This is a genomic window from Pseudoalteromonas lipolytica (assembly GCF_001306915.1).
In the GTDB taxonomy this organism is placed as follows: Bacteria; Pseudomonadota; Gammaproteobacteria; order Enterobacterales; family Alteromonadaceae; genus Pseudoalteromonas; species Pseudoalteromonas simplex.
The window spans coordinates 398,835-417,017 of sequence record NZ_LJTC01000001.1 but is presented as its reverse complement, the minus strand read 5'-3'; the positions used below and the strand labels follow the sequence as shown (position 1 = coordinate 417,017).

The following is an 18,183-nucleotide window of genomic DNA, read 5'->3' as shown; positions in this document are numbered from 1 at the left end:
TGATGGCTCCAAGCGCTGGGTTTCGCTCCGCTCTAACCAACCTACGAGCTAATGAATCAAGCACTGTAGGTCGTCATTTATGGCGACACATAATCGCTAACATTGACGGGCTAAAGCCCGACCTACATCTTGCTTCTGTGGTTTAGATAAGCATCGCGCGAAATAAGTTTCACGCCTACAGGTGAGCATTTCAGCTACTTTGTTTTCAATCTGATAGCTGACGGCTGAAAGCTGATAGCTTTAGTTTACCCACAAAAAAGCCGCGGTGATGGGCGTACCGCGGCTTTGCCTAACTTGAAAATTTAGTTTGCTGGGTTATTTCCAGCTTCTCATCTTATGGCCTTTTAAGGCGTAGAATAAAATGAATACATAACTTGGGATCATCACAATGTAAGCGCCTTGTGCGCCTAAGCCTGCCACGTTTCCTAAGCCGATTAGTAATGGGCCGAGTGCACCACCAGCAATACCCATGATCAGTAAGCCAGATGCAGTGCCTGTTAAGCGACCTAAGCCAGCTAAAGCCAGTGGCCAGATTGCAGGCCAAACCATGGCATTAGCAAAGCCTAATAATGCAATGCATAACAATGGGTCTGGTAATTGTGGGCCACCAAATGGCACTAATAATAGGTTTGAAATAATGAACGAGTCATTGCTACCAAGTACCACTAACAACACGGTGATAATACCGGCAATACCCGACATTAATAATGCCGTTTGTTGGCTCATAAAGCGTGGAATAGTCAAAATACCAATCGCGTAACCAATCAACATACACGCCATGGTGTAAGAGGTCATAACTGAGTAGTCAGCAACGCCAATTTGTAAAGCGTACGAGCCAATGGTGTCTGCGGCAATAACTTCAACAGCAACATATAAAGCAATACCCACCACACCTAAAACTAAGTGAGGGTGTGCTAGGGTTTCTTTAATTTCCCCTTTGCCGTTTGATGTTTCGTCTTCATCAAACACTAAGTCAGGCAATGGTGCAAATTTAGCAAAGGCAGCAAATAACATGATTAAAGCAGCAATCAACACATAAGGCATGATAAGGCTATTTGCCATAATGTCTTTTTGTTCTTGCGATAATTTACCTGCGCCATCAACAACACCGCTTACAACTACAGCCGCAAAAATAACAGGCACAATAACACCCGCAAATTTGTTTAATAAGCCCATGATACACACGCGCACAGCGGCTGATTTCTCAGAGCCCATTTTCACCACGTATGGGTTAACAGCGGTTTGTAGCACGGTTTGTCCAACACCTATCATTAATTGTGCGAACAAGAAAATTTCGATCATTTGCAGTTTCGCAGCGGGAATATACATCAGCGCCGATAAAGCCATAATCGCACAGCCAATCGCCATACCATTCTTATAACCAACGCGCTTGATCAGCATCGCCGATGGGATACCGGCAACTGTTACCGCAATATAAAAAGAAGAGATGATAAACGAAGCTTGTAACGGCGAAAGCTCAAGCATTTGCTGCAAAAATGGTGTAATTGCACCATTAAGCCACGTTATACACCCTAAGATAAAAAACATTGAGCCGGCCAATATCATTGGCAGCCAGATGCTTTGTTTTGTGTTGTTGTCACACTCAACCGTTGCTTCCATAATTGTTCTCTTAGTTTAATTATTTTTATTTGGTTGGAAACTAGTATACAACCCAACAGAGCTGTTTAATTTCCATACCAATCACAAAAATTTAATCATACACTAACAAAAATGACAGCGCTATCATTTTGCGTTCATATAAGTGCAAAAAAGCCGCAGCTAATTGCTTAGCTGCGGCTTAAACTAAATAGTAACAACTAGTTAGGTGTTATTTACCAATTGCTTCTTTTGCGAACAAATGTTTAATTGGGCCAAGGTTATCAACTAGGCTTAAACCCACACCACGTACAAGTTTTTTCAATGGGTTAGCGCCTGCAAATAGCTCTTTTAAGCCTTGCATCATAGCTATGTGTTTTTGTGCATCAAGCTTACGAGTACGTTCATAATCACGCAGCGTGCGTGCACTTGCAAACTCGCCTTGCTCATTACTTAATAGCTCAATTAAATAAGCGGCGTCTTTTAGGCCAAGGTTCATGCCTAAACCGGCTAATGGATGAATAGTATGCGCTGCATCGCCCATTAAAACCACTTTGCCCGACACCCACTGCTGGGCATAACGCATCTTAAGTGGAAACGCCATGCGCTCACTTTGAACTTCACATAAACCACATTGGCCATCGAGGGCTGCCATAACCGCTTTATTAAAGTGACTATCATCAAGTGCTAAAAGTGTGTCGCAATGCTCTGGGCTTGTTGACCATACAATTGAGTGCGTGTGTTTATCTGGCAAGGGTAAAAACGCCAGCGGCCCGGTTGGTAAAAACACTTGGCGTGCCGTGTTGTTATGCTCATCGGCAGTTTTAACCGTGGCAACAATGGCGTGATGGTCATAATCTTTAAAAGTAATTGGCATGTTGAACTGCTTGCGAATAGCCGAGTTAGCACCATCTGCCGCCACTAATAATTTAGCAATCACAGGCTCGCCGCTTTCTAGAGTAATAAACACATCAGAGTCGGTTTGATGAATTTGCTGATAGCGGGTTTCGAACAATAAAGTGGCATTACTTTGCTTTTCAAGTTCGCTAATTAAAGCGTATCGAATAATGTCGTTTTCGACGATATGACCGAGCTGCGGTAAGTCGAGATCGTTATGATCAAAATGAATTTTGCCAAAGCTGTCTTGATCACGTACATCCATCGAGGTATACGGTGTAGCACGCTGTTTAATGATCTCTGGCCATACATTTAATGACTCAAATAACCCCTGACTAGCCAAGCTCAATGCGCTCACGCGAAGTGCATAATCATCACCCGGTAAGGTTTGATTTTTACTCGCATCAATCACCACAACGCTGATATCTGCTTTTGCTAAACCAAGTGCTAGCGTAAGGCCAACACAGCCACCACCGACAATACAAACTTGTGCTTGTTTCATATCCGTTTACCTTACTTTACCTGACCCATAAGCTGTTTTGCCAGCGGGTTTTTTAACGAGGAGAATAAATCCATTGAGAAAAGGCCAATGCTGCGACCAAGCGCGAGCAATCGTGATGAGTTTGAGAACAAACGCACTAGGCTGTCTGTGAGTGTCATCACGGTAGTAATATCTTTACTGCGAGTTTGGCTGTAATAACGGGTAAAGGCGTAATCACCAAGATCGCTTCTATTTGCCATATCACACAATAATTGCACATCACGCAGGCCTAAATTAAAGCCCTGCCCGGCAATTGGATGAATAGCATGCCCTGCATTACCAATTAATACTGTACGATGGCTGCTCAGTGATTCGGCTTTACCGTACACAAGCGGATAACTTGCACGCATACCCACTTTGCTAAATGAGCCGCCGCAGTAACCAAATGCTTTTTGTAACGCAGCTAAAAAGGCATCGTCTTCAAGCGCCATAGTGTGCTCAATTTGCTCAGGCTCCATGCACCACACCAGTGAGTATCGGTTATTACTCATTGGCAACAACGCCATTGGACCGTGCTCAGTAAAGCGCTCAAAGGCATGATGATGATGACCACCAGCCACTTCGATGTTGGCAATAATCGCCGCTTGCTGATATGCGCGGGTATTAAACTCAATATTAGCTAGTTTACGGCTTTGCGAATGAGCGCCATCGGCAATCACCACAAGCTTTGCGCTTAACTGCTCGCCCGAGCTCAGCGTGATGTTGGCACAGTCGCTTTGGTATTCAAGCTTGGCAACCGTATCAGGGCAAAACAAACTAACATCAGTACGCTTAAGTTGCTGATGAAGGCTGCGCCCAAATGGGTTCACTTCGACCACATAACCAAGGGCATCATGACCGTATTCTTGGCAATCAATATGCGTTTTACCAAAATGACCACGATCAGATACAGTGACTTTTTTAATCGCTGCCGCAAATGGCGCTTGGCAATCAAACGCATTGATTGATTTTAAGTACTGAACAGACTGTTGAGCAAGCGCAATGCTTCTATCATCAAAGCTAGGGTGATAGTCTGCGCTTACTTCATTTGCCTCAATTACAGCGATTGATAACTGCTTATTGCTCTGTTTTAGACCTAGGGCACAACTTGCACCCGCCATTCCACCGCCGATAATGACAACATCAAACTGCTTTGCCACGCTTGCTCCTAGCCTTTGCTTGCTTGCATCACTGCTTCAATGTCACTAATGGTTTTTGGAACCGAAATGGTCAGGTTTTCATGGCCATCTTGAGTGACAAGTAAGTTATCTTCAATACGAATACCGATGCCTTTATATTGCTCTGGTGCTTTTGCATCTTCGCTAATATATAAACCCGGCTCGATAGTGAGCACCATGCCCGGCTCAAATACGCGCTCTTTTTCATCAAGCTTATATTCGCCAACATCGTGTACGTCTAACCCTAACCAATGGCCAAGGCCATGCATGTAAAATGCTTTGCACGCTTGGTTTGCCATTAGCTCATCAAGCTCACCGGTTAAAATGCCTAAATCAATAAGCCCTTGCGTTAATACCGTTGAGGCTAATTCATTCGCTTTCGATAAACTACCGCCCGGCTTTACTTGGCTGAATGCTGCTTCTTGAGCTGCTAATACAATGTTGTAAAGCGCCGCTTGTGGTTCGCTAAACTTGCCATTGATTGGGAAAGTTCGTGTGATATCTGCCGCATAACCTTCAAGTTCACAGCCAGAATCAATTAATACTAAATCGCCATCTTTTAGCTCAGCGTCATTTTGTGTGTAGTGCAAAATGTTGGCGTTGTCACCACTGCCGACAATCGTGCCATAAGCAGGATGACGGGCACCATTCATTGCATAATGGTGGTGAAGCTCTGCTTCTAATTGATATTCAGTTGCGCCAGGTTTGGCAAACTGCATCGCGCGAATATGGCCTTGTGCACTAATTTCGCACGCTGTACGCATAATGTTTAATTCTGCGTCAGATTTAAACAAACGCATTTCATGCACTAAACCACGAATATCTTTAATGGTATGTGGGGCTTTATAGCCTTTTTTAGGTGCGCCGCGAAGGGTGTTTAATAAATCCCAAACCTTTGCATCGAAATTTGCGTAAGTGCCTTGTGCATAAAATAAAATCTGCTGGCCGTTCACCAAATCTAATAATTGTTCATCTAGTTCACTAAGTGGGCAAGTTGCGTCGAATAAGTACTCAGATTTAGCTTTTTCGAAGCCAATTCTTCGGCCATGCCAAATTTCAGCTAGTTTATCTTTGTTACGACAAATCAGCGTACTTGGTGTATCGCTTGACGGGCAAAGCACTAAAACCGCATCCGGTTCGTTAAACCCAGTTAGGTAGAAAAAGTCACTGTCTTGGCGAAATGCATATTCAGTATCACGGCTACGTGTTACTTCTCCTGCCGCAGGAATTATAGCCACGCTATTTTTATCCATCATCGCAAGCAAGCGCTCGCGGCGGGCTTTAAATTCAGCTTTATCGATTGCAATAGACGACATGCTAAACCTCTGTAATTTGATTAGTGAAGGGTCTTCTTAGGGTTTTTATCGGCTGGCTCTTTGCCTAATTCAGCAAAACATAACAGCGCAGAAACACGTACATACTCAATCACTTCGTGCAGTGCTTGGCTGTCTTCTTCGGTCTCTTCAAACATGGTGTCTAGGCGGGTAATTTCACTAAAATCGCTGATCACTTCTTTCACATCAGCTGATAACTTGCCGTAATCTTTTTGTTTTAAACCAAAACCAAGCATAAAACCCGATACCCAAGATACTAAGCCATTGGCTAAATCGATCAGTGTTTCGTCGTCGCTTGGTAAGAATAGGTCAAATTGAAATTCTTCATCGCTAAAGCTGGCAACAACCTGAGAATACACATCAGCAAAAAATGCTTTTAAATCTTTATTGAAGGCTAAGCCATCGTTAAATACATCGCTTAATAAACCTAAGTATTCGTCGGCTTCGATATTGATGCCACAGGCTAATAAACCGCTGATCACACCATGGGCTTCTGCTGGTGCGACAAAAATTTCATTCTTTTCTAATAACAATTGGGCTTGTTGGTAATCAGGTAACGTGCTCATAACTTTTTCTTTGTTCGGCTAAGTAACGCCATGCTACCACTCGATAAATCGCAACTCCAATTAATTGTATGATTGAGGTCAAAAAGCAATCTGAAAAGTAAATAAGCAGTTAAAGGTGGGGAAAAACTACGCGAACGATCCGCTTTTTTTTATTCTATGGTTTAAGGATTGAAACTTGTCTTATATACTGAAGGTGTTCCCTAGGGTGCAGGAGCTTGGTTAAGTCCCTGAGCCGATAAATTTTATGTTAGGGTTTCTGTTCGTTTACTATTGTGCAAGCTCGGCATGTACCGAGAAGCCTACGGTAGACCGCAGATCCCCGCCCTGAAACCTCAAGGTTTCAGGACTGACACCGGGCACCGCATACTTGGGGAACACCAACTCTTATTAAGTTATTTTCAACAAGAAAACATTATCCGCGACTTCCTCAAACTTTTCACATTGGCGTAAAGCTTCTATACCTGCCTCAGTAACATAAGTTTCTTTAAAATCCTTTTTACTTTTTTTATCTACAATGTAAAGGCTAAAAAAATCTCCGCATTTAGATACATATAGATCACTTACATTTTCTAATGATATTATGTTGTTATCTATTTTAAGTGATGACTCTTGAACGACTATTGTATTAGGCCAACTTAAAAACCTGAACAAATAAACAACAAAAAATAAACTCGTCAAAGGAAAACTAACAATTACTATAATCCGTTTTACTTCTAATGCCTCTTTTGAAGGCATTAAAATGGCAATCGAAAACCCTACCAAACCAAGAAGTAATAAGATTAAGTGGTTTTGAATATTTTTTAGATTCAACTTTTTATTAAACTCTAAAGTCACAACTTCAGCCTTAGCCTCAATTTAATATCTATAATATAGATGTCGTCATTTATAGCGACACATAATCGTTTAATTGACGGGCTAAAGCCCGACCTACGACTTACCCGTTATTTAAGAAATACCGCGCGAAATAAATTTCACGCCTACAGTACCGGGTTTAGCCATAGCAATGTGCGGGCACAATCTAACTTTACTCTTTCCCCTTGCTAACTCGCTAACTTGTATGTTTTTCTCTGATAGCTGACGGCTTCAAACGTTGGGTTTCGCTCTGCTCTAACCAACCTACGAGCTAATGAGTCAAGCACTGTAGGTCGTCATTTATGGCGACACATAATCGCAAACATTGACGGGCTTAAGCCCGACCTACGACTTACCCGTTATTTAAGAAATACCGCGCGAAATAAATTTCACGCCTACATCTAAATTCAAAGACCCGCACGATCGACTTAAAGCTTTTTATCTGAAAGCTGATTGCTCTTGTGCGTTGGGTTTCACTTCACTCTACCCAACACACATGTTTTCAACCTATCGCCCCCTACTTAAAAAATCCCTGAAAGCGCTCCATTAATAGGTAATTAACTGGCACTAATAGTAAGGTGATTAGCGTTGCGAAGATAATCCCAAAGCCAAGGCTTACCGCCATTGGAATAAGGAATTGTGCTTGCGTTGCTTTTTCAAATAACAACGGCATTAAACCAATAAAAGTGGTTAAACTGGTTAGCATTACTGGGCGAAAGCGTGCCGCCCCTGCAAGCTTAACGGTTTCCAGTAAATCACCGCCCTCTTCACGCTTCTTATTAATAAAGTCAACCAGTACCAATGAGTCATTCACTACAACGCCTATCAAGGCTAGCATGCCAAGTAGGCTCATAATGGTTAACTCCATGCCCATTACCCAGTGGCCCATTACCGCACCTATCATACCAAACGGAATAACACTCATCACAATTAATGGCTGCATATATGATTTAAATGGTATCGCTAATAACGCATAAATAATAAAGAATACAAACACCAGGCCCCAAGCGAGTGAACCAAATGATTCACGCTGCTCTTTAGCTTCACCTTCGAGCGAGTAATCAACACCTGGGTATTGCACCATTAGCTCATCTAAGTAGGTTTTTAAGTCTGCTTGCAGTACCGTCATATTGGTATTTGATTTTTCAACATCGGCTGTCACATTCAACGTACGATAGCGATCAATACGATAAATAGACGATGGACTTTGCCCCGGTACTAAGGTCGCCACATGCGACAATGGCACTGTGCCACCCGTTGGGGTTTTAATTAAAATATCAGTTAAATCAGCAACTGAGCGGCGCTCTTCAATTGGTAAACGCACCATTACACGCACATCATCGCGGCCACGTTGAATACGTTGAACTTGCGCACCAAAGAACGAATTACGCACTTGTTGCGATACATCAACACGGTTTAAACCAAGTGCTAAACCTTGCTCTGTTAGCTCAATTTGCAGCTCGTCTTTACCATCTGACATGCTATCAGCAATTTCGTACACAGTTGGGTAAGTTGCTAAACGCTCTTTTACCTTTTCTGCTACAGCTTCAAGGGTATCGATTGAGCTGCCACTTAGCTGCACATCAATGGGGTCTGAACTTCGACCAAATTCAGCACGGAAAGTTACACTCTCTGCGCCCGGTATAATACCAATAAGGTCACGCCATTCACTGGCAAGCTCTCGAGAGCCAATATCTGATTCACGTTTTTCGGCTGGTGTGATTTCAAAGCGCACACTACCTGTATTTGATGAACCACCACGGCCACCTGTGGTTGCCAAAATATTTAAAATCACGCTTTGGCCATCTTCATCACGATACTTGTCTTGTAGCTCTTTGGCCTTATCTGACATATCGATGATGTATTTGTTGGTCACTTCAAACGGTGTTCCAGCAGGGAATGTTAGCTCTGCGCGAACGGTTTCACTTGGAATACGCGGGAAGAATATAAACTTCGTCCAACCGCTGGTGATCAGGGTCAAAATGATAAAGAAAATACCTACGAACAAGCTGACCGTTGCTAATTTATTCTTTAGCGCAACATTTAGTAGCGGCTGATAGTACTTCATAATGGCGTGTTCAAAGCCATCGGCAAAACGCTGCTGAAACTGCTGCAGTTTTGACGGATTACTTTTTTCGCTGCGCAGTTTTAAGTACTTTAAGTGAGCCGGCAGAACAAATTTAGACTCAATTAAAGAGAACAGTAATACCGGAATAACGACAACAGGAATTTGCGCAAATAAGGCACCACGGTTACCTTCGATAAAGGCTAATGGTAAAAATGCTGCAACCGTTGTAAGTACACCAAAGGTAACGGGTGTCGCAACTTCTTGCGTACCACGAATAGCAGCTTGCTCACCACTTTCGGCTGTTTTTAGGTGGGTGTAGACATTTTCACCGGTCACAATGGCATCATCAACAACAATACCAAGTACCAAAATAAAACCAAATAAACTCATTACATTAAGCGTAATACCAAAAATTGGCATCGCTAAAAACGCGCCCATGAATGACACAGGGATACCAATAAACACCCAAAACGCAATGGCAGGACGCAAGAACAAGGTTAGTAATGCAAGAACTAAAATGCCACCCTGAATAGCATTGGTTGTTAGCGTCGCAATACGGCTTTTCACGATTTCAGAGTCGTCATCCCAAAAGCTTAACTCAAACCCTTCAGGCAGCTGACTTTGATGCTCGGTAATGTAATTTTTTACCGCATCTGCAACTTCAATCGCACTTTGCGGACCAATACGATACACATCAATAAATGCCGCTTGCTTACCATTGAAGCGAGTACGGACTGGGGTTTCTTCGAAGTCATCGGTAATACGGGCAATATCACCTAGGCGAATAATGGTACCATCAGCTTGGTACTTCACCACAACTTGGGCAAACTCATCTTTACGATAGGCTTGGCCTTTTGAACGAATGAGTACATCTCCCCCTTCGGTTTTTAAGTTACCTGCAGAAACATCGGTACTTGAATTACTAATTGCTGAAGAAATGTCCGATAAGCGTAAATCATATTGGCGTAATGTATCTTGGCTTACTTCAATGGCAATTTCGTAATCTCGCACCCCACTTAGCTCTACCTGAGTGATTTCTGGCAAGCGTAATAAGTCATCACGTACATGTTCGGCATATTCTAAAGTTTCTTTTTCGCCGTATTCACTCGACACAGTAACCGCTATTACTTCACGAGTGCGCTGCGCGAGTGCTACAACCGGTTTTTCGGCATCAACCGGAAAAGTATTAATGGCATCAACCCGGCTTTTAATATCGGCTAATAGCTCCCGTGGGTCATAGCCAGTATCGACTTCAATTGATACCGAGGCAGAGCCTTCTGATGAGCGGCTAGTTATGCGCTTTACGCCTTCGAGATCTTGCACCGCTTCTTCAATACGGATAGCGACACCTTTTTCAACATCTTCAGGTGTTGAGCCACGTAGGGTCACGCTAACACTAATGCGGTCTGCTTCAAATGACGGGAACACTTCAAGTGGTATTTGCGTCGATACGCTAAATAGCCCCGCTAATAAAATGCTGATCAGCAATAAGTTTGCTGCAACATGATTCTTTGTAAACCAAGCTATCATTATTGCGCTCCTTGCTTACGAGCAGCGCGGCGTTGTTCAATTAATTTTTCAACGGTAATACCTTGCTCTTTTGCTTGCTTTTCAAGCTCTTCACGGCTTGGACGCTGTGCTTTACCACGTGTAGCTTGATACGCTTCGCTTCCCATTACCGTCACTTGGGTACCTGAGCTAACTTGACCAAGCGGCGTAATCACTAAGTGATCTCCTGCTGATAAGCCTTCGGCAACCATAGCTTGAGTCGCGTTTTGCCAAGCCAGTGAGATGTTTTTGCGACGCAACACACCTTGCTCTTCAACATAAACATAGGTGCCTTGATAAATAGCACTGTTTGGGATCACAATGGCATTTTCAATCGCCTTGCCGGTAATTTGCGCTTTGATGTACTGACCAATTTTAATTGGGTATTGATTAGCTGAAGTGGCTTTGTAAGGGTCATTAATTTGTGCAACCACATAAAGCTGCTGCGCGCTTTCATCAATGGCACCTTCGGTGCGAATAACTTGACCTTGCCATTGCTGTTTACCAACAAGATCTGAGCTAAATTTAACGAGTGAACCGGCACTATTTTTAGCACCATCACGAAATTGTTCTGGTAAGTTAATGAACGGCAGATCTTTATTTTTGATTGGTAAGCGAATTTCAACACGGTCAATGGCATAAATACTGGCAAGTTCCATGTTATTACTCACCACCTGACCTAAGTCTACGCTGCGGCTTAAAACTCGCCCCGCGTATGGAGCAGTGATTTTTGTACGCTCTAAATCAAGTTTCGCTTTTTCAAGCGTCGCTTGGGCAGACAATACACTTGCTTCGGCAGCTGCAAGTTGTGGCTTACGCAGTACCAGACTACTTGCTTGTTCACCCTTTCCTAAGCGCTCCCAATCGGTAATTGCTTGACGACCACGAGCTTGCTCTTCAAGTAGGCTTTGCTCAGCGGTTAATAAAGCTGCTTGTGCTGATTTTACTTCGGCGCGGTGATCCCTATCATCTAATTGCAACAACACATCGCCTTTTTCGAAAAAGCCACCTTCACGAAATTGCTCACTAATTTCGATAATTTGCCCTGAAGCCTGCGCGACTAGCATACTTTGCGTACGTGGCTTTACGGTGCCAAAACTATCAATCATCACCTGATAGGTTTCTGGTGTTAGGGTTTTAACAGCCACATTCACTTTTGCTTTTGGCGGTGAAGAAAAGCGGTTTGCTTGAGGCGGGTTGCCTTTAATAAACATGACAAGCAGTACCGTCACAACGATCACTACCAATGGAATTAAAATTTTACGTGTCTTGCTATTCATGATTATTGCTCTGCTACTTCGCTGTTTGCTTCACTAAAATCACCACCAAGGGCAATATGTAAGTTGATTCTGTTGATAATTAATTGGTTTTTAAGTTCGATTACCGAACTTTGCGCATTGAACGAACGGTCTTGTGCATCGAGTACCGTGGTGTAGGTAACTAAACCACTTTGATATTGTTCAAACGCTAATGCCTCTGCGGTAATGGCATTTTCTTGCGCTTCTAAGGTTTTTTCGTAGCGTACTTTAAGCGCTTGCTCTTGGCTGATGGCTGTTTCAACATCGTTAAAGGCATCATAAAGTGTGGCAAGATAAGCCTGCTCTTGGCGCTTAACGTTTAACCTTGCTTGTTCTTCATTGGCTTTTAAGCGGCCACCTTCAAAAAGCGGCATCGAAATACTACCAATCAGCGACCACGCTAAGCTTGAAGGCGAAAATAAGTCGCTCACTCTATCTGTGCCATCACTGATTGATGCAGAAAGATTCAAGCTCGGAAAACGCTGTTTATGCGCATAAGCAAGCCCAGCGTCGGTGCTAAGTAATTGATACCAGCTTGCCATTAACTCAGGTTTGCGAGTAATAAGCTCTGAAGGTAAACCAAGCGGAATGGCACTATCGAGTAGTGGTAAATCTGCGCTAACGCTTAACGCGCCAGTTGGGTATTGGCCTGTTAAACGCTCTAAATCGCGAATCGATTTAGTTAACGTTGCTTGCTGCGCCGCTATATTCGAGCGCTCAGTGTTTAGCTCATTACGAGCAAGGTAAACATCAAGCGCTTCATTTAAACCTTGGCGATAACCCGACTCAATAATATCTAAATTTTTCTCAGCGTTTTGCTCACGCTGCTTGTATAGTTCAAGTAATTTGTGATTCGTAATAACATCAAACCAACCCGCTACCACATCAGCGACTAATTGTTGTTTGCTTTGTGCAAATGTGGCTTTTTCAGCTAGGTATTCAAGATTTGCTTGTCGTTCTGAGGCTGATAATTTACCCCATAAATCAACTTCGTAGCTTAATTCTAATGATGCTGAGCTGGCGTTGTTATAACTAACAGGGCGGTTATCTTTACTACGGCTCGCACGTGTTGATAAATCAAGGCTTGGCCATAAATCAGCCCCAGCGGCAATAAGCTGCTGCTCTTTAATCGCGACATCATAGCCCGCTTGTAAAATCGCTTGGTTATGGGCTAATGCTTGCTCAACTAAAGTAAAAACTTGAGGGTCGTGTAATTGCTGCAACCAGTTATCTTCAACAGCAAGCGCTTTGTCGCTAGAAGGGAGTTGCTGCCATGCACTTGGTACTGTCTCAAGCTCAGCAACTCGTTCATTGTGAGTCGGCTGGCTCGCACATGCACTTAGCAAAATTACACTTAAAGCCAATAAACTCGGCTTATATTGCCAATTCATTCTAAAAACCTGAAAAACATCTATTTATGAGTGTAATTCAAGCACCACGCTAAGTTTTGCTCAACTGACTTTACATAACATTACACTGCCTGACATTTGACGACGATGAATGGTAGGAAAATGGAGGTAAGCTACAAACTATCAGCTATCAGCTATCAGCTATCAGCTATCAGCTATCAGCTATCAGCTATCAGCTATCAGCTATCAGCTATCAGCTATCAGCTATCGAAAATCTTCCATGTAGTTTTTCTTTTATACAAGTACTTATTATTCTTATTCGCGTGAAATAAATTTCACGCCTACGGCACCGGGTTTAGCCATAGTAATGTGCGGGCACAATCTAACTTTACTCTTTCCCCTTGCTAACTCGCTAACTTATGTATTTAAAATCTGATAGCTGACGGCTGAAAGCTCTTTAAATTTCACGCCTACGGGAAGTAAAATCGTGATTTGGAGGGGGTAAAACAAAAAAGCCTCGCGATTGCGAGGCTTTAAATTAATGGTGCCCAGAGGCGGAATCGAACCACCGACACGAGGATTTTCAACCCACGCAATATAACACCTAAAATATTGTTTTTACTAAACTTAATTACAAAAATTTTCCTATAATTTTCGTCTAGTTAATAAATTCTTTGTTGTTTAGTTAAAAATATAATGTTTTTATGTACTTATAGATTTTAAACTAACTAAACAAATTCAACCTATTGATGATGCCTTTTTTAACGCTCTTTTTCAATCCTTTGTTTAATATCAATACCTTTCTCTGCATCAGGCTTTAAAGCTTCAACTTTAGCATACCCTCTTCTGTACACCCTTTTAGTTGTTCCAAGATTAGAGTGACCTAGCAATTCAGACGCTTGAGCAATACTTTCACAATCACTTGCAGCTTTAGCCCTAAGATCTCGTTCTTGAAATCGTTGCTCTGGTTTTAATTCACCACTTGCTAACGCCTTTGTCATCGCTTTATTCCATGCAGTTCTGATTCCTGATGCAGTTAACGGTTTATCTCGCTTAGAATTAGCATGGGATGCAAAGAAGTACCAATGAAGTATTGGCATACGCCTCTTTGCTACGTTGCGGTAACCATTTATTTCTTTTAATTCAGAAACCAAGTTAGCTAAATAATCACAATAATTGTATTGAATCCTTACTTTGGTTTTTGACGTTTGCACTTTCAACCCTTCTTTTTCACACCAATCTTTGCTGCTTAGGCTGATCATATCCGTTTGCCTTAAACCTGTTGCAAGCTTAAGCTCGATGTATAGCTGAAGCCAGCGTGGACAATATTTAAAAAAGACATCTATTTCTTCATCTAAAACGAGTCTATCTCTAGGCCTCTCAGGATTTCTGATTATTCCATTAAAAGGAGTACAATCAATTATTCCCCACCTTACAGCGTGGGTCATTACAGTGCTGAGTAAGGCAAATTCACGATTTCCTCTAACAGGTGCGCCCTCTCTAGCTCTCAAATCTAAGTACTGATAGGCATGACGTGCCCTAACCATAGTAGGGTTCATTGAGCCAAAGCGTTTAATAAGGTTCTTAGCTGCTGCAATGTTGCTTTTGTGTGTATCTTTAGCTTTAGTCGGTGAAACTTCTTTCATATACCTATTTATCAAGTCAAACATTGTGCGGCATTCATAGTTTATTTCTGCGTAAGCATAATAATTTCTAAAGGCTTCATGTATGGTTTTACCTAGTCGAATATCTTTTTGCCCAGCCGCTCTTAAATAATAAGTGTCAGCTTTTTTGTTATAGATCATTCCTCTGGGCAGATTTTGATTTTCAGGTGAACGCTTTCTACCCATAGTTCTAATCCTCTAAATTCAACTCAGTGTATTTAAAGATAGAACTATTATTAGAATTTCGCTGGTTTGGGCTTGCGCCTAGTTCAGCTTCAATAGATTTACGTAACACTTTTGGCCAGCCAAAAGCATCTAAGGTAAAGGTAATACGCATTGCGGTAAGTTGCTCAACTTGCTTCTGGCGTTGTTTTCTACCAGTAAGTTCAACAATTTCTTCTTTGGAAAGGAATAAGCTCATAGGTTTCTCACACTATTAAGTTTCCAGTCACTTTTAGCAACCGAAAAATCAAAAAAACTATAATTCCAAACGGAAATTATCTGTTTGGTAATGATTAACTCTTGATTTGCTCACGCAGCTAATGCGTGGCGACTTAAAGCATGATGACCTAAGGCCTCACTAAATATTTGCTGATTTCTAACAATTTCCATCATTTTTCAGCTTTTTTAATATAGTTTGCCATTTTTTAAATAGCAAACATTATTAGGCGGGAGTTAACTATGAAGTTTTATAGTACCAATTCCAGCAAGGTTGAAGTTTAGATCTTCAAGAGCACTTTCTTTACTGAGTCCAATGCCAAATTCAAGGCTAGAGTCCATAAATGCTTCCATTTCGCTGTCATTAGTTATTTCAAGAATTGATATATAGCAAATATAAGCTTCCAATTTTGAAAAATAGTAATATTTCATAAGTAGCCTTTGTTCAAAAGTTAAACTTTTAGTATAGTCAGGTTCAACGCAAAATTTGAACTCATCAATACTACTTTTAAAAAGTTACACACCAAGGAAGTTCGCTAGTCAATGAAAAATCTTTTATTTAAATTGATGATGTTTTTTTACACACTTGCCTTAAAGCATATTCGAAAATGTATGCTTTCCTATCAGAAAGCGATTCTATTAAAAGCTTATATAAGTGCATTATCACTTTTCCCTGATAAAAAATTAGCTGATAATAGAAAAATTGCATTAGTCGCAAATTTCAAATTATGTAAACTCACTTTTGAGGATCCCGCTCCAGATTTCGATAACGAAGTGAATGAGCTTTATGATGTACTTAAAAACGACACTTGGATTCAAAGTACTATTTCTGATTATTTTTTAATTGAAGCCTACTTTTATTCATTCTCTAGTAAAAAAGATATTGAAAGGCTAGAAGCTATAGAGGCTATAGAGAAGGCAAAAGAGTGGAAAAATGATGCTTCAAGCCTTAATAATGAAACATTTAAAACCAAGGTATCATCAATAAAGAAAGAGCTTAAGTTATTAAAAAACGATATAAAAGTTTTAACTAAGAAAAAACTTGAAGGTGAAAAACTAAAAAGCTTCCCTCCTATAAAGATTACATCCGCGAACATCACATTTTTATTTTCATTATTCTCTTCTCTATTTATTTTGAGTGGCTTTGTTTATAACTACTACTTATTTAATCATTTCAATATTTCCGTCAGCAACTTCTTCAATATTTCTGACTATTTAGCTAGTAGTGTGGATGTGATTTCAGCTTCCTTGATAGCGACTTTTATCGCTATAATATCCTTCTTATATGGGCTTAACCGAGGTGTTGAGCAACATTTTTATGATGAAGAGTTTGAGACAAAAAGCACCACAAAAAAAGATATTTTACCAGCTATAATAGTTATTCTTTTAACATCTAAGCTCGTTTTACATTCATATTTCACAGGGGAAGTTCACTCTGTAGCATTCAGCATTTTAATATTCTTCATCTCTATAAACACAATACCTTCATTGCCAATTTGGAAGTATATAGAAAACAAAATAACTATATTTATAGTAATATATTCTTTAATAACATTTGCACTACACATGAACTACTCCATTGATAAAAAAATCAAAAAAATAGAGAGTGATAATTTAAATAGTGAGTATGAATTAATTTATGATAGTAAATTTAAAGGAAATAGAAATAGCAAGTTTGTACTAGCCAATTCTACCTATGTCTTCCTCTGGGATCCTCAAATTAAAAAAATCACAATTATTCCAAAAAGCGAAATAAAAATGTTCAAGCCTAGGTGAGCTAGATATCCTATACTCTTACCTACCCAAGTAAATTACCGTGATCTGTTCGCGGCTATGCCCTAGCTCGCTTGATATTTGCAATCTAGCTTCTTTATCAATAACTTTCTGTTCTACTGTTAATTCTTTGCTTTTTAGACCACCGCTAATTGGGGCTTTTCTAGCTGTTAGTTCCAAGTAGCGTTTTTGGGCATACTTGTGACGTAATCCATGATTTTTATCTAGACCAACACGGCTTGTTTGCCATTCGTAGCTTTTTAATTGCTGCTTGTAGTTTTTATCAGGCCTGATCAATGCACCGCCACCTACAGTTTGCTGTATTTCATTTAATAAGGCACGCTGAGAGTCGGTTCTTATTGGTAAAGTCCTAGTACGACCACCTTTAGTCCAAGATGATTTTAAAACGAGTTGTTCACCACGTATGGCAAAATTAGGCTTAAACTTAATAGCTTCTTCTCTACGAAGCCCAAACTCTAACTGAAGCTTTAGTGATAACTGCACGTAGTGATCTGTAATTTTTTCGAGCTTGGCTAAGTCTAGCTCTTTGGCTTTTGAATCAGTTGGAATGTAACTGCGCTTTTCTAAGTTAAGTGATATTGCTTGGTTTGCACTGTTATTTGATTTTGGCAGCATCGATGATTTTCCGACTTTTTCAGCCCACCATCTAATGTGCCCAACGCGGTTTTTAATTGTTCCTGGCGAAAGCTTTTCAGCTTGCCAGCGCTCTATCAGATAATTTACGTGTTTTGGCTTTAATGAATGAACCGATTTTAATCGAAACCCACCTTCTTTAAGCTGTGCAGCAAGTTGCACTAACGCCTTTTTTCGCCCAGCCTGTGTGCTGTAGCTACCATCTTGATTTCTTAGCATTAAGCCTTGTAGTTGGTACTTTAAGTTACTCATAAGCCACCAATAAGTGATGATTTAAAATAACCTGTTATGCACTTAACTAACTAATTGAACCTATTTATCCAAAAGGTAAGTTTTAAATGCCAATTGCACGTTGGAGCGTACAATTTTCGTATAAATACGAATAGAGGCACAAAGTTCAAAATGGCCTAAATAGCCTCGCCTTAAATGTTTCCCTATTGGGTGTACA

Annotated in this window: 14 protein-coding genes and 1 other RNA gene; 2 read left to right on the top strand and 13 right to left on the bottom strand. The window is 41.0% G+C overall.

Translation table 11 applies throughout. The annotated features are described in order from the left end of the window. Positions 1-315 precede the first annotated feature (315 nt). The 5 genes from nagP to AOG27_RS01920 form a co-directional block, all read right to left on the bottom strand. A complete protein-coding gene (gene nagP, locus AOG27_RS01940) occupies positions 316-1,620 on the bottom strand; it encodes an N-acetylglucosamine MFS transporter NagP (protein WP_054551319.1) in 1,305 nt (434 codons plus the stop codon). Between the two features lie 208 nt (positions 1,621-1,828). Continuing rightward, the gene (locus AOG27_RS01935; protein WP_054551318.1) at positions 1,829-2,995 is read right to left on the bottom strand and encodes an FAD-dependent monooxygenase; all 1,167 of its coding nucleotides are present in this window, start codon (positions 2,993-2,995) and stop codon (positions 1,829-1,831) included. Positions 2,996-3,006: 11 nt separating this feature from the next. After that, positions 3,007-4,173 (bottom strand): 2-octaprenyl-6-methoxyphenyl hydroxylase, encoded by a 1,167-nt coding sequence (gene ubiH / locus AOG27_RS01930; RefSeq protein WP_054551317.1) that lies wholly within the window; start codon positions 4,171-4,173, stop codon positions 3,007-3,009. An 8-nt stretch (positions 4,174-4,181) separates the two neighbouring features. Further along, a complete protein-coding gene (gene pepP, locus AOG27_RS01925) occupies positions 4,182-5,507 on the bottom strand; it encodes a Xaa-Pro aminopeptidase (RefSeq protein ID WP_054551316.1) in 1,326 nt (441 codons plus the stop codon). A 20-nt stretch (positions 5,508-5,527) separates the two neighbouring features. Further along, complete coding sequence (locus AOG27_RS01920; RefSeq protein ID WP_054551315.1) at positions 5,528-6,091, bottom strand: UPF0149 family protein; 564 nt, start codon at positions 6,089-6,091, stop codon at positions 5,528-5,530. A gap of 194 nt (positions 6,092-6,285) precedes the next feature. On the opposite strand from AOG27_RS01920, the gene ssrS reads away from it, so the two are divergent. Continuing rightward, positions 6,286-6,469: non-coding RNA, 6S RNA (gene ssrS, locus AOG27_RS21120), on the top strand. A gap of 9 nt (positions 6,470-6,478) precedes the next feature. Here ssrS and AOG27_RS01915 read toward each other — a convergent pair. The 7 genes from AOG27_RS01915 to AOG27_RS01880 form a co-directional block, all read right to left on the bottom strand. Beyond that, positions 6,479-6,925 carry a hypothetical protein gene (locus tag AOG27_RS01915; RefSeq protein ID WP_054551314.1) on the bottom strand — a complete coding sequence of 149 codons (447 nt, stop codon included), beginning with the start codon at positions 6,923-6,925 and terminating at the stop codon, positions 6,479-6,481. Between the two features lie 535 nt (positions 6,926-7,460). Beyond that, positions 7,461-10,541: an efflux RND transporter permease subunit gene (locus AOG27_RS01910; protein ID WP_054551313.1), complete on the bottom strand. Its 3,081-nt coding sequence runs from the start codon at positions 10,539-10,541 to the stop codon at positions 7,461-7,463. Then, entirely contained in the window at positions 10,541-11,839 is a 1,299-nt protein-coding gene (locus AOG27_RS01905; protein WP_054551312.1) for an efflux RND transporter periplasmic adaptor subunit, read from the bottom strand. Before AOG27_RS01905 ends, AOG27_RS01910 begins: the two co-directional genes overlap by 1 nt. A 2-nt stretch (positions 11,840-11,841) precedes the next feature. Then, entirely contained in the window at positions 11,842-13,248 is a 1,407-nt protein-coding gene (locus tag AOG27_RS01900; RefSeq protein WP_054551311.1) for a TolC family protein, read from the bottom strand. Between the two features lie 719 nt (positions 13,249-13,967). Continuing rightward, positions 13,968-15,056, bottom strand: a complete 1,089-nt coding sequence (locus tag AOG27_RS01890; protein WP_054551309.1) for a tyrosine-type recombinase/integrase — start codon at positions 15,054-15,056, stop codon at positions 13,968-13,970. 4 nt (positions 15,057-15,060) lie between these two features. Then, entirely contained in the window at positions 15,061-15,291 is a 231-nt protein-coding gene (locus tag AOG27_RS01885) for a DUF4224 domain-containing protein (protein WP_054551308.1), read from the bottom strand. Positions 15,292-15,545: 254 nt separating this feature from the next. Further along, positions 15,546-15,740: a hypothetical protein gene (locus AOG27_RS01880; RefSeq protein WP_054551307.1), complete on the bottom strand. Its 195-nt coding sequence runs from the start codon at positions 15,738-15,740 to the stop codon at positions 15,546-15,548. Positions 15,741-15,851: 111 nt separating this feature from the next. On the opposite strand from AOG27_RS01880, the gene AOG27_RS01875 reads away from it, so the two are divergent. After that, on the top strand, positions 15,852-17,084 hold the full coding sequence (locus AOG27_RS01875; protein WP_054551306.1) for a hypothetical protein: 1,233 nt from the start codon (positions 15,852-15,854) through the stop codon (positions 17,082-17,084). Between the two features lie 18 nt (positions 17,085-17,102). On the opposite strand, the gene AOG27_RS01870 is transcribed toward AOG27_RS01875, so the two are convergent. Further along, positions 17,103-17,987, bottom strand: coding sequence for a phage integrase N-terminal domain-containing protein (locus tag AOG27_RS01870; RefSeq protein ID WP_054551305.1), 885 nt, complete (start codon positions 17,985-17,987; stop codon positions 17,103-17,105). Positions 17,988-18,183 lie beyond the last annotated feature (196 nt).